We start from the raw sequence: 12,611 nt of genomic DNA, 5'->3' as shown, positions 1-12,611 counted from the left end.
TAAAAAAGACGCCGAAGCGTCTTTTTTATTGGTTAGGCAAGATGCGAAGGCAAATCTTTACGTTCATAAGCATCAGCAAACCCGTGGTTTCTATCTCTATGACCGGCTTCATCCTGCCTGATTCTTAAAACAACATCACGCAACAGTGCATCGTCCGCTAACTGGTAATAATCGATCGCAATTTTGGGAGCCGGTATGTTCTCTATGTACCCTTCGTCTATCTTCTCTAGGTATTCTGTATAGCTTTTACAGGCTTCTTCTTCAAAATAACCTACAACTCGATGTGCAACTTTGGAAGAGAGTAAATAGATAATCGAGTAAACAACAATAAACACGCCCTGACCCAGTAGAACTATGAGCCTCTCCAACCAACTGGGTTTGGCAATATCTAGAAAAATCATTAAGTGCATTCGCTCATTTTCAGCCTCGTCTAAAAGCTCTCGGATCCAACCTTCATCGTCTCTCATACGCCTAAGCGCTTTTAAGTGATTGAACATACCCGCTACCATTCCAGGTACGGCGGCGATGGTTTCCAGAATAACTGCCCTTTTATCGTATTTTTTGCCGTAAAAAAGGTTGAGTACATACTTCAGCAACTTAGTGACAGAAAGAGCGACTTTTTCTGAAACACGTTCAGCTTTCTTGTGCATCAATTTGAATTCTACCATTACTGATCTCTCCATATGATTAATCTACAAACAACATACATACTTAACGCCATTCATTCAACTATTTTTGAATAACACCAATAATAGTTGAGTTTTTATAGGGTTATTAAGACAAGATCATAAGAAAAAAGGCATTGAAATAGATAATAGTTTCGTTAAATCAGGAGCTTAAATTCAATCATCACTTTTATTGAAAAAGTTGAATCGTAGGGGGAATACTGGCTATCTAAGAATAATTAAGCGAAAGACACTGTCTAGCAGACACAGGCAGTTACACAATTGCGTCACGGCTGAATTTGTTCCCCTTAACAGGGTAAAGGGCATCAGATCATTGCGAGGAGGATTGAAAAGCGTGGATGATTATACGTTTGAGGATAGGTGCAAAAAAGAGCCTCGGTTTAACCAAGGCTCTTTATTGAGAACTGTTTTTAGCTTTGAGCAGGTCGAAGCATGAACCAGTATGGGAAATTTTCACTCTTAGACAGTACTTCAAAGCCTCGACGTTCAAAAGTCTTCACAACTTTCTCACTAGATGCCACGACATAGGTTGGTTTGCCTGCCGCATCTGCTTGGTCAGTGACGGTTTTGATTAACGCACTCGCCAGACCTTTTCCGCCAGCTTTCGGTGACACCCCTAGGCCCCACAACCAATAGCAATCTTGCAACGGTGGCACTGCTAGCATTTGTTCGCAGACTTCTTTTGCCAATTCAATTTTGCACGAGCCCATCATGCGCGTAACAATGGATAGAATCTCCATTTTTTGCATCACATCCGGCTGGTGCTTGCCTGGTGAGCGCATAATAACGCAACCATCGCGCTCAGGAGTGGTGTACACTTCACCACCGGCTAACCCCCACTCGCCAACCGCCCAACGCCAGTAACAATCATGTGCGAAGTCAGCCACCTCGTCTTGGCGTAATGCTGCTTGCATCGCTTCATTATCAGCGTAGGCATCTAGAAACATGTTACATAGATCTGGTACTGCAGAGTAATCGGCTTTGATAATTTGTAATTCAGACATGCTACTTCCTCATGGCGGATTTAAATCGAGATCGTAAGAAAAGAAACACACGCACATTTGCTTGCCTTCTTCCTTCAATAAAACAGCACTTTAAAGCAAAGTCAATATTCTACGATAGTTAATAACATATCGATTAATAAAGCAGCATAACCTGCAAATAGAGGCGTTTTATCTGACGGTATTTGGACAGGTTTGGAGATTGTGAGTTCCGCCAATAAAGCAAAGGCTCCATATAATGAAGCCTTACTTATTATCAAAATTGGCGGTTTAGCCTTTCAACTATAAGGTTGCTATACGTGTCTCTCTTCGCAAAATGTTGCTTGCTTCGCGCGTGGTTTTAACACGATCGCTACTACCGCTGATAATGCTAATGCGAAGCAGTAATAGGAGTTAGAAACCACTTCTAAAGGCGATAATTGGAAAACGGAGCCAAGCAGTAACACTTGAGCACCATAAGGCAGTATTCCTTGAATTACACATGAATAGATATCAAGTAAGCTTGCTGAGCGGCGTGCGGTTACTTTGTTTTCTTGAGCCAATTCTCGAGCCACGCTACCAGAGACGATAATGGCTACGGTATTGTTTGCCGTGCACATATTTACTAGAGAGACTAAGCCTGCAATACCGAACTCACTCGCCTTTCTGTTTGCTTGCGTTGAATGCGTTGATCCAAACTTACGAATCATTTTAGTAATAACTTGCGTTAGAAATGCTAAACCGCCTTGACGACGCATTAGCTCACTCAGCCCACCAATTAACATAGACAATAAGAAGATTTCTTGCATGTTGCCAAAGCCAGCATAGATATCTTGAGCAAAGCTTGTCAGTTGGTAGCCCTCAACAGCGGTCAAACTTACCGTACCCGCAAGCAGAATACCTACGGTTAAAACAACAAATACGTTTAATCCAGAGACGGCCAATACCAAAATCGCAATGTAAGGCATGACTTTAAACCACTCAATGTCTCCAGTGTCTGGTAACTGAGTCGCAGAACTATTCAATGCGAAAATCACTAAAGCAATAAACGCTGCAGGAATAGCAATACGTATATTTTCTTTAAATTTATCTTTCATTTCACACCCTTGCGAACGTGTCGCAGCTATGGTTGTGTCGGAAATAATAGATAAGTTATCACCAAACATAGCGCCACTTAGTACGACACCCGCAGTCAGTGGAACACTCATGCCCGCAGATTCTGCAATACCGAGTGCAACAGGGGCAACGGCGGCTATAGTACCCATTGATGTCCCCATTGCAGTCGCAATGAAAGCTGAAATAAGGAATATACCAGGAAGAATCATGCTTGTTGGAATGGCTGATAACCCGAGATTCACTGTCGCATCAACACCTCCAGAGGCTTTCGCTACGGCAGCAAACGCACCCGCTAACAAATAAATCATGCACATGGCAATGATATCCTGATGCCCCACACCTTTAATAAACTGCTCAATAGCTTTGTTGAGTGTTTCTTTACTTAAAACGATCGCCAAAAACACCGCTGGTAATGCAGCAATTGGCGCAGGAAGTTGATAAAACGCGAAATCTACACCTTGTAAGGATAAATAGGTCCCTACACCTATAAATAATGTCAGGAATAGCACAAGAGGAAGCAGTGCTATAGGTGAAGAAACAATAGATTGGTTGTTTTTATTCGTTTTGGTCATATCAAAAGTGGCAGCAATAACAGGAAGGCGTGCAGCATAATGCCGCCATTAAGACATGTCAACGTCTAGACGTCCAAATGTCCATGCACTATTCCACTGTATGATAAAACAGCTAAACGAAAGCAAGGTAAATACTGAAAGAAATAAAACACCCGCATCACGTCGATAATACCGCTGAGAATGCTCAATGTTCGTTGCCATACACTCTCTCGGGTGGTCTAATAAGAGTTATTCAAGCATCATTTCATCATGCTTAGTCTATGATTTAAGGAACCATTTCTAATGTCCCAACACCAACCCACTTATTTCTTTTTCGATTATGAAACATGGGGAGTGAGCCCTGCTAAGGACAGACCTTGTCAGTTTGCGGGTGTACGGACGGATGAGAACTTTAATATCATTGGTGAACCATTGGTTATTTACTGCCAGCCACCATCGGACTACTTACCTTCTCCCGAAGCAGCATTAATCACAGGTATCACACCACAACTTTGTCAGGAGAAAGGGCTCTCAGAACCAGAGTTCATTGCTAAGATTCATCACGAACTAGCCACACCAAACACGACAAGCCTTGGTTACAACAGCATTCGCTTTGACGATGAGGTAACTCGTTATACCTGTTATCGTAACTTCATCGATCCTTACGCATGGAGTTGGCAGAACGGTAACTCACGTTGGGATTTATTGGATGTTATGCGCGCATGCCACGCACTCCGCCCTGAAGGAATTGAATGGCCGCAGAATGACGAAGGGTTTACCAGTTTTAAACTTGAACATCTCTCTGTTGCTAATGGTATCGAACATGAAAATGCTCACGATGCCATGGCAGACGTTATTGCAACGATAGAACTAGCCAAAAAAGTAAAGGCCGCGCAGCCAAAACTGTTTGACTACTTTTATTCGATGCGTCAAAAGCGAAAACTAAACGAACTCGTCGATATCGTGAACATGACACCCTTGATGCATGTATCTGGAATGTTAGGTAAAGAGTGCCAATATACCAGTTGGGTAGTACCTATCGCGTGGCACCCAACCAATCAAAATGCGGTTATCGTTGCTGATCTGGCCAAAGACCCACAACCACTATTAGATTTAGATGTTGATGCATTACATCAGCGCCTATACACCCGACATGATGAACTCGCACCGGACGAGAAACCTGTCCCGCTTAAACTTATTCATCTCAACAAGTGCCCTATTCTCGCGCCAGCCAAAACGCTCACAGCGGAAAATGCAGAGTCCATTGGCATTGACAGAGAGCAGTGTTTGAAGAATCTAGCCCTAATCAAACAACATCCAGAGATCCGTGAAAAACTGATCGGACTTTATAGTATTGAGCGCGAGTTTGAGAATGATGGCGACGTAGATACTCAGCTCTACAGCGGCTTTTTCTCGCCAGCAGACAAGAGCGCGATGGATATTATTCGCGAAACGGACCCAAACAATCTATCTGCATTAGACATTAGTTTTAGTGATCCTCGTATTGAACCGCTGCTATTCAGGTACCGTGCACGCAATTTCCCATGGAGCCTTGATGAAACGGAACAAGCTCGCTGGGCAAACCATTGTCGTGAGTTTTTCGAAAGTCGTATTGAAAGCTATATGCTAAATATGGAAAACTTAGTTCACGAACATGAGTCTGACGAGAAGAAACTCGCCATACTAAAATCCGTCTACCGCTACGTGGAGCGTCTCGTTTCTTAACTTCTCCAGCCATGTAGTGACCGTGCAGCTAAACCTCAGGATTCATTCTTTTGGCTGCACTTAAGGAGAGTCGTTACTTTTTATACTAAGAGGAAGCCATGCTCAAAACCGCGCTTCACTATATACTATCGTTCGCTATTATTTTCGTTGCCCTATTTATCGGAAATACCATCCAACATTTACTCGATGTGTCCGTGCCTGGCAGTATATTTGGCATGTTACTGTTATTTGCGGCGATGGCGGGCGGAGTTATCCCGGTTAAACTCGTTCAACCGGGTGCTCACGTGTTCATTCGTTATATGATTTTGTTGTTCGTTCCCATTAGTGTCGGGTTAATGAACCATTTCGATATGTTGATTGCTAACGCTCTGCCGATCTTAGCCGGTGCTATTGGCGGTACACTTATTGTTCTGACCGCACTCTCCGTCTTCCTTGATCGATTCTTAAAGAAGGGAGATAGCTAATATGTGGCTGCTAGTTACTATCGTCGTTTTCTTTGTTGCCCGTTTTATTTCTCAGAAAGTAAAGAATCCACTGTTTAATCCGCTACTCCTCAGTATTGCGATTATGATTCCTTTACTCACGTACCTTAAAGTGCCGTTTGACACGTATTACGCGGACAACGAGTGGATCAGCTACCTGCTACAACCCGCAGTAGTTGCACTTGCCTATCCGCTCTATGAGCAACTCCCCCAAATACGTGCTAACTGGAGAATAATCGCGTTGGCATGTGGTGTTGGCAGTGTTGCTTCCATGTTCACGGCTTCAATGCTCGCTGTATGGTTAGGCGCCGACATGCAACTCATCGCTAGTTTGTTGGGTAAATCGGTCACCACGCCTATCGCAATGGAAGTTTCAAGCCATTTAGGTGGGGAGCCGGCCATTGCAGCCATTCTAGTCTTACTCGTCGGATTATTTGGTGCGATATTAGCGTACCCAATTTACAACTTACTCGGTGTCACGCATCCCATTGCAAAGGGATTAACCATGGGCACGGTGTCTCACGCTCTTGGCACAGCCACTTGCGCAGAGAAAGATCCTAGAGACGCGGCATTCAGCTCACTTGCTCTCGTTGTTTGTGGTGTTATCACTTCCATTCTTGCCCCGTCTATGTTCGCATTCTCCCTCTGGTTTGGGACTGTTATCGCTTAACACTTCAGGACTGTATAGCCAGTAAAACTCGTCGTTTACTGGCTACAAATTGTGTGACATCACTCTTATTGCTGAAACATTGCATTCATTGCATTTTTATTTGTGATCATCATCACCCTTATTTCTCACTAACTTGCATAGAATGTCAGTAAACCGCAAAAGATAAAGGACACAGCATGACAGATCGTTTTGAGTCAGCGCTTGCAGATATGCCAGAGCAGATCGTTAACTATCTAAAACCTATCATTACTAAGCCAGAATTTGATGCAACGCTATCACAAGAGCAGTTTGAACAACTGCTTGTTCTTTCTGGCCTAGAAGATGATGAGCTTCGCGTTGCCTTGCTGCCTTTAGCTGCAGCCTATTCATATGCACCTATCTCTGAGTTTTTTGTTGGCGCAATTGCACGTGGGACATCAGGCAAACTGTACTTCGGCGCAAACATGGAGATCATTGGGGCACAACTTGGTCAAACAGTTCACGCAGAGCAATCCGCTATCAGCCACGCTTGGATGAAGGGTGAAACTGGACTTAAAGATATCACGATTAACTTTAGTCCTTGTGGTCACTGCCGCCAATTTATGAACGAGCTGACCACTGCGGACAAGCTAGTTATTCAATTGCCACAGCGCGATGCAATGACGCTACAAGAATATTTACCAGAGTCCTTTGGACCTAAAGATCTTGGTATTACCGAAGGGTTAATGAGCCCATTAGCTCACGCTTTAACTACTGACGAAACCGATACGCTCGTCGTATCTGCAGTAGAAGCGTTAAATCGCAGTCATTCACCTTATACTCAAAACCTAAGTGGTGTTGCTATCGCAATGAAAGATGGCTCTGTCTACCAAGGGGCGTATGCTGAGAACGCAGCATTTAATCCTAGCCTTCCACCATTACAGGTAGCGTTTGTTCAGTTGCTTCTAGATGGTCAAAACTTTGAAGACATTCAGCTAGTAGCGCTAGCAGAAGTGTCCAAAGGTAAAATCAGTCACCTTGCAGACACTCAAGCAACACTTGAGGCCATTGACCCAGATATCCAACTAGAATACGTGTCAATTTAGCGCTACAACTCTCTGATATCGTTTAGCCTCGCTCATGCGGGGCTTTTTTAGGCCAAAATTTATACTGATAATAAAATCTCGCGCAAACGTTTGCTTTCCTGCAATAATCCAGTATGATCCCCCGAAATTCTTCCTCATGAATGCTCAAGGACACTCTATGTTTGGTACTGCTACTCGTGAAAATGCTACACGTGTTTTACTTTTAGGCTCTGGTGAATTAGGTAAAGAAGTTGCCATTGAATGCCAACGACTAGGCTTAGAAGTCATCGCTTGTGACCGATATGCTGACGCCCCTGCAATGCAAGTTGCTCACAGAAGTTATGTGCTCGATATGTTGGACGGCGAAGCACTAGAGGCCATTATCAATCAAGAACAACCCGACTACGTAGTGCCGGAAATCGAAGCCATTGCAACGGACAAGCTAGTCGCGTTAGAAAGTAAAGGCTTAAACGTTGTTCCTACTGCGAATGCAACCAAGCTAACCATGAATCGTGAAGGTATCCGTAGACTGGCGGCTGAAGAACTCGGCCTGAACACCTCTCCTTACCAATTTGCAGACAGCTACGAAGACTTTAAAGCGGCTGTAGAAAATGTCGGTGTACCATGTGTAGTAAAACCAGTCATGAGTTCTTCTGGTAAAGGTCAAAGTGTTATCAAGTCAGAATCCGACATTGAGAAAGCCTGGACCTACGCTCAAGAAGGTGGCCGTACTGGCGCAGGTCGAGTCATTGTTGAAGGTTTTATCGATTTCGATTATGAAATTACTTTATTGACCGTACGCGCTGTTGATGGCGTTCACTTTTGTGCTCCTGTGGGTCACCGTCAAGAAGATGGTGATTACCGCGAATCTTGGCAGCCTCAGGCGATGTCAGCTAATGCAATAAAAGCGGCAGAATATACGGCGGAGCAAGTGGTTAACGCGCTGGGTGGCTATGGTATTTTTGGTGTAGAACTGTTTGTTAAGGGCGATAAAGTTATTTTCAATGAAGTATCACCTCGCCCACATGATACAGGTTTAGTCACGCTGATTTCTCAAGACATGTCGGAGTTTGCATTACACGTGCGTGCTTTTACCGGCCTACCAATTAACGGCATCACCCAATATGGTCCTGCAGCTTCCGCTGTTGTTCTCGGCCAAGGCACATCTAACAATATCCGTTACGAAGGCCTTGATGAAGCTTTAAGTCTTCCACAAACTCAAATCCGCCTCTTTGGAAAACCAGATATTGATGGGCGTCGTCGTTTAGGCGTTGTACTTACTAAGCGTAAATCTCTAGAGACAGCAGTCGATGAGGCTGTCGAGTGCGCTAAGAAAATAAAAGTTATCTACTAACACGAGCGCTTTTACGTAATGGAATGACCAATGGGCTCCAACAGAATGCTTGAGCCCATTGGCGTATTTAGTGCTTATTATCTAGATTCAGACCAAACAGCAAAATCGTTGCCACTTGGCTCGCTGAAATGAAAGCGGCAGCCACCCGGAAAGTCGAAAATATCCCGTACTATACAGCCACCATTTTGTTTCACCCGCTCCAGTGTTTCGGAAATCGCCGCGCTGTAGAAAACCAGCAACGCCCCACCCTGTTGAGCTTTTGAACTTAACTCTGCGCGATAAAATCCGCCGTTAATTCCTTGGTTTGAAAAGGCTGTATAATCAGGTCCATAATCCTCAAACGTCCAACCAAATGCCGCTTCAAAAAACGCTTTTGTCGCGGAAATATCGGCCGCTGCAAACTCAACATAATCCAATTTATCGTGTGTACTCATCAATTCATCCTTGCCGCTCTGATAATTCAATCATAAAACACGTTCACTATAATAATTGTGAGTAAACGTTTGTTTCCAAAACAAACAATTATCTGACCACAGAGACAATAAATTATGGTGCGTAATGACAAACTTCTTTATCATTCATCATGGTTATTTATAAAACATGGAATCTTACGTGCAACGCTATCAGACTGAAGCTAAAAATCTCATCAAACTTGCCTCCCCCGTTCTCATTGCCTCAATTGCTCAAACCGGTATGGGGTTTGTCGACACTATTATGGCAGGTGGTGTGAGTGCCGTTGATATGGCGGCGGTTTCCATTGCCGCCAGTGTTTGGCTTCCTTCTATTCTTTTCGGTATAGGTCTGTTGATGGCCTTGGTACCCGTTGTTGCACAACTCAATGGCGCTGGAAAGCAAAAGCAGATCCCTTATGAAATCCATCAAGGTTTCATCATGGCTCTGCTTATTAGTGTTCCAATCGTGTTAGTCCTATTACAAATAGAAACCATACTCGATTTAATGAGTGTCGAAACCATCATGGCCGACAAAACCGTAGGCTACATTTACGCGGTTATTTTCGCTGTCCCTGCTTTCCTGTTGTTCCAAGCACTACGTAGTTACACAGACGGAATGTCGCTGACAAAGCCCGCTATGGTTATTGGTTTTATTGGCTTACTGATCAATATCCCACTTAACTGGATCTTTGTTTACGGGAAATTTGGTGCTCCAGCTTTAGGCGGCGTTGGATGTGGCGTTGCGACCACAATCGTCTATTGGATCATGTTCTTTATGATGTTGTTTTATGCCGTCACTACTGAGCGTCTCAAGCACATTGAACTTTTCAAAACTTGGCATAAACCAGAACGTAAAGCACAGGTTCGTTTATTTAAGCTTGGCTTTCCTATCGCTGCTGCAATCTTTTTTGAAGTATCTCTTTTTGCAGTGGTCTCATTGCTTGTCGCGCCACTTGGATCACTTGTCGTGGCGTCGCATCAAGTAGCAATGAACTTTTCATCTTTGGTCTTTATGATCCCAATGAGTATCGGTGCAGCAGTCAGTATCCGCGTTGGACATAAACTGGGTGAAACTGATACAGCTGGAGCAGTCATTGCTTGTCGTGTCGGCCTCGGAGTGGGCCTTGGGGCCGCTATTTTCACCGCAATCTGTACGTTGATCTTTAAGCAACAAATCGTTCACCTTTATACCGACAATGTAGAAGTAGTAGCGCTAGCAATGCACCTGTTGATTTTTGCAGCCATCTATCAATGTACAGACGCAATCCAAGTTGTTGCAGCGGGCGCATTGCGTGGCTATAAAGACATGAAAGCCATTTTTAATCGTACATTTATCGCCTATTGGCTAATTGGATTACCGTTAGGCTACGTTCTCGGAATGACCGATTTAATTATCGAGCCAATGGGAATTGTTGGTTTCTGGATTGGCTTTATTGCTGGTCTATCAAGTGCCGCTATCATGCTCACTATCCGACTGCTATGGATGCACCGTCAAAACGATGAGTTACAACTCGAATACGCGAGCCGCTAGCTTTAGAGCATCGATAAGTTTATTAAGGGTGATCAAAGATAGACTACGCTTACGTAATACCTAGATACGTAATATAACGCGCAGAAAACTTTGAAAGCACTAACAACACCTCCATCAGCAAAAACAGTCATGGCGCTTGTTTTTTTCTTAAGCGCCTTGTCTGGATGTATTGAGCAGAAAGGAGCTGAGAGCCGTTTCGAAGACTATTTGTCAAGAATTGCCTCGGTTCAAAACAGCGACTCGTTACCTAGCCCTAGCATCACTTTAATCACCCTTCCTAGCCAACGTGAAATTACTATCGATATTCCACGCACTACCTTGGGCATTATCGACAGTTATCAGCTCAGAAAATGCCATCTCTTTGAGCTGATCGCCGAGCGTAATTCTGTTTTAGGTAAAGTCCAGGATCAATTTCGTGATTTTGACTACCAGATAACATTAATCGACGGTATCGAGCGCTGCTTGTTATCCGACAAAATAGAGCAAAGTGTGAAAGCTCAGCTTGAAGACATTCTGGCCACTAAATACCGTTATCTTCCCAGCTACTTTTCAAATCTTATCTTTACCAGTAATGCTATGCGCGCTCAGCTATCCGGTAATCAGTGGTTAGATGAAGGGATAAGTAGTCAAGCGGCTCAATTACATTCTGCGTTAAATACATTCAATAGTATTGCCGCTTACATTCTCACACAAACCGAAGGAAGCCATACCTTAACCTTACCTCCGTCAATTACACCGTACCAAGAAACATTAGAGAAAACGAAACTTATCGGAAATCTCGCCTATTCTCTTCAAGCGAGTACACAGTGGCTGACGGTAGTCACTCAACAATTACAGAAGTACGATAATAAAATTTTGTGTGGGGCTAACAGAGATACTACCCGCTTTAACTATTTGGTTAATATCTTCAACAACCTATTCATCACCGATATTCAGCCTTACCTCTCGTTTCTCAGCAGCGAGTATCAAGCCATCTCTCGCGAAGTGGTGTTTATCAAGCACGTTTTGGATAAGGTCCAGCAAGATAAGGTGTCGGTTTATCGACTCGACCGCATTTATGATGAGTTCAAAACGGCAAATCAGCAGCATGTATTCTATTGGAAATCGTTGTTTAAGCGCTGTGGTAAAACCCTGACGGAGATAAGACAACCGTAATGGCTACTCTGGATCGCGAATTCGGAAAAATCGAGCAAAGCGTGGTAATCCATTGACTGTCCAACCGTTGTGCTTAAAAGTAATCATGGTTCCGATTTTAGGAGGATTAGTACGTTCTATATCGCTAAATCCGCTACCGACATAAAACCGTGCGCCGTCACTAAGTTCGATAAGTAATGCGCCCATCTTTCCTTGATACTTGCCTTTCCCCTCTTTGTAGCCAACCACCAGGCCTTCCATATCTTGTACGGTTTTGACTTTAACAAGTGAATGGTTTCTGCCCGGATGATAGACCTCATGTTTCAGTTTAAGCATCAGCCCTTCAGCCTTGTTCGCTGTTATCGATTCTAAATAGTCATCGAGTTCTTTGTGACTTAAAACAGTACGCTGTTCTACACATTGAACATGTCTCAAAGCAACACTTTCACAGTAACGCTTAAGAAACTCATATCGTTGTTCAAAGGTTCCTAAATGCCCAGGAGCGTCAAACAATTTAAAACGAATTTCTTGCCAAGCTTCATTGTCGGGCTTTAGGTCAAGTACTGTATTTTGGACTTTTGAAAACTGCTGTCTTCCCGCCCATAACTCTCCTTCGACCATGATGGCGGGAAGCGAATGTGTAAACCAATCTGGAGCGTTAATTACGCGTCCCGAACGCGTCACTAACTGTTCTCCTGTCCAAATAGCACGAATACCGTCCAACTTCTCACTAACATAGTACTCGTTTATATTCAGGCTTTGGTCGTAATTGATGGCGTTCACAACGCTAGGTTTAGTGTCCAGGTAGGCGACTCCCTCCGCAAAACCATCCGTTGATAACATCGATATTGATATAATATAGGGCCAATAATTTGCTCTGTTCATTC

Annotated in this window: 13 protein-coding genes; 7 read left to right on the top strand and 6 right to left on the bottom strand. The window is 43.7% G+C overall.

Going from position 1 to position 12,611, the window contains the following annotated elements:
- Positions 1-32: 32 nt before the first annotated feature.
- The 4 genes from OH456_RS25325 to OH456_RS25310 all read right to left on the bottom strand — a co-directional run bounded on the left by OH456_RS25325 (position 33) and on the right by OH456_RS25310 (position 3,555).
- Positions 33-668 carry an alternative oxidase gene (locus OH456_RS25325; protein WP_270034438.1) on the bottom strand — a complete coding sequence of 212 codons (636 nt, stop codon included), beginning with the start codon at positions 666-668 and terminating at the stop codon, positions 33-35.
- 428 nt (positions 669-1,096) lie between these two features.
- A complete protein-coding gene (locus tag OH456_RS25320) occupies positions 1,097-1,690 on the bottom strand; it encodes a GNAT family N-acetyltransferase (protein WP_006072464.1) in 594 nt (197 codons plus the stop codon).
- Positions 1,691-1,980: 290 nt separating this feature from the next.
- Positions 1,981-3,354, bottom strand: a complete 1,374-nt coding sequence (locus OH456_RS25315) for a Na+/H+ antiporter NhaC family protein (RefSeq protein WP_270034437.1) — start codon at positions 3,352-3,354, stop codon at positions 1,981-1,983.
- 48 nt (positions 3,355-3,402) lie between these two features.
- Entirely contained in the window at positions 3,403-3,555 is a 153-nt protein-coding gene (locus OH456_RS25310; RefSeq protein ID WP_270034436.1) for a hypothetical protein, read from the bottom strand.
- Positions 3,556-3,636: 81 nt separating this feature from the next.
- Between OH456_RS25310 and sbcB the strand changes: the two genes are divergently transcribed.
- The 5 genes from sbcB to purT all read left to right on the top strand — a co-directional run bounded on the left by sbcB (position 3,637) and on the right by purT (position 8,607).
- Positions 3,637-5,058, top strand: a complete 1,422-nt coding sequence (gene sbcB, locus OH456_RS25305) for an exodeoxyribonuclease I (RefSeq protein ID WP_270034435.1) — start codon at positions 3,637-3,639, stop codon at positions 5,056-5,058.
- Positions 5,059-5,156: 98 nt separating this feature from the next.
- Complete coding sequence (locus OH456_RS25300; RefSeq protein WP_006072459.1) at positions 5,157-5,522, top strand: CidA/LrgA family protein; 366 nt, start codon at positions 5,157-5,159, stop codon at positions 5,520-5,522.
- A 1-nt stretch (position 5,523) separates the two neighbouring features.
- Complete coding sequence (locus OH456_RS25295; protein ID WP_006072457.1) at positions 5,524-6,210, top strand: CidB/LrgB family autolysis modulator; 687 nt, start codon at positions 5,524-5,526, stop codon at positions 6,208-6,210.
- A gap of 176 nt (positions 6,211-6,386) precedes the next feature.
- A complete protein-coding gene (gene cdd / locus OH456_RS25290) occupies positions 6,387-7,274 on the top strand; it encodes a cytidine deaminase (protein ID WP_006072456.1) in 888 nt (295 codons plus the stop codon).
- Positions 7,275-7,431: 157 nt separating this feature from the next.
- A complete protein-coding gene (gene purT, locus OH456_RS25285; RefSeq protein WP_270034434.1) occupies positions 7,432-8,607 on the top strand; it encodes a formate-dependent phosphoribosylglycinamide formyltransferase in 1,176 nt (391 codons plus the stop codon).
- Positions 8,608-8,684: 77 nt separating this feature from the next.
- On the opposite strand, the gene OH456_RS25280 is transcribed toward purT, so the two are convergent.
- A complete protein-coding gene (locus OH456_RS25280) occupies positions 8,685-9,041 on the bottom strand; it encodes a VOC family protein (protein ID WP_270034433.1) in 357 nt (118 codons plus the stop codon).
- 178 nt (positions 9,042-9,219) lie between these two features.
- On the opposite strand from OH456_RS25280, the gene OH456_RS25275 reads away from it, so the two are divergent.
- Together OH456_RS25275 and OH456_RS25270 are read left to right on the top strand one after the other, a co-directional pair.
- Positions 9,220-10,590: an MATE family efflux transporter gene (locus OH456_RS25275; RefSeq protein ID WP_006072451.1), complete on the top strand. Its 1,371-nt coding sequence runs from the start codon at positions 9,220-9,222 to the stop codon at positions 10,588-10,590.
- Positions 10,591-10,719: 129 nt separating this feature from the next.
- Positions 10,720-11,745, top strand: coding sequence for a DUF3080 family protein (locus OH456_RS25270; RefSeq protein ID WP_006072450.1), 1,026 nt, complete (start codon positions 10,720-10,722; stop codon positions 11,743-11,745).
- 3 nt (positions 11,746-11,748) lie between these two features.
- Here OH456_RS25270 and OH456_RS25265 read toward each other — a convergent pair whose 3' ends face one another.
- Positions 11,749-12,609: a DNA ligase gene (locus OH456_RS25265; RefSeq protein WP_006072449.1), complete on the bottom strand. Its 861-nt coding sequence runs from the start codon at positions 12,607-12,609 to the stop codon at positions 11,749-11,751.
- Positions 12,610-12,611: the final 2 nt, after the last annotated feature.

The sequence above is a fragment of the Vibrio sp. La 4.2.2 genome (assembly GCF_027586995.1).
Lineage (GTDB): Bacteria > Pseudomonadota > Gammaproteobacteria > Enterobacterales > Vibrionaceae > Vibrio > Vibrio mediterranei.
The sequence above is the reverse complement of the archived record's forward strand: the minus strand, read 5'-3'. Positions and strand labels throughout refer to the sequence as shown.

Bases quoted from the DNA above. Each gene is read 5' to 3' on its own strand.
- OH456_RS25325 (WP_270034438.1), bottom strand. From the start codon at position 668: ATGGTAGAATTCAAATTGATGCACAAGAAAGCTGAACGTGTTTCAGAA.
- OH456_RS25320 (WP_006072464.1), bottom strand. From the start codon at position 1,690: ATGTCTGAATTACAAATTATCAAAGCCGATTACTCTGCAGTACCAGAT.
- OH456_RS25315 (WP_270034437.1), bottom strand. From the start codon at position 3,354: ATGACCAAAACGAATAAAAACAACCAATCTATTGTTTCTTCACCTATA.
- OH456_RS25310 (WP_270034436.1), bottom strand. From the start codon at position 3,555: ATGGCAACGAACATTGAGCATTCTCAGCGGTATTATCGACGTGATGCG.
- sbcB (WP_270034435.1), top strand. From the start codon at position 3,637: ATGTCCCAACACCAACCCACTTATTTCTTTTTCGATTATGAAACATGG.
- OH456_RS25300 (WP_006072459.1), top strand. From the start codon at position 5,157: ATGCTCAAAACCGCGCTTCACTATATACTATCGTTCGCTATTATTTTC.
- OH456_RS25295 (WP_006072457.1), top strand. From the start codon at position 5,524: ATGTGGCTGCTAGTTACTATCGTCGTTTTCTTTGTTGCCCGTTTTATT.
- cdd (WP_006072456.1), top strand. From the start codon at position 6,387: ATGACAGATCGTTTTGAGTCAGCGCTTGCAGATATGCCAGAGCAGATC.
- purT (WP_270034434.1), top strand. From the start codon at position 7,432: ATGTTTGGTACTGCTACTCGTGAAAATGCTACACGTGTTTTACTTTTA.
- OH456_RS25280 (WP_270034433.1), bottom strand. From the start codon at position 9,041: ATGAGTACACACGATAAATTGGATTATGTTGAGTTTGCAGCGGCCGAT.
- OH456_RS25270 (WP_006072450.1), top strand. From the start codon at position 10,720: ATGGCGCTTGTTTTTTTCTTAAGCGCCTTGTCTGGATGTATTGAGCAG.
- OH456_RS25265 (WP_006072449.1), bottom strand. From the start codon at position 12,609: ATGAACAGAGCAAATTATTGGCCCTATATTATATCAATATCGATGTTA.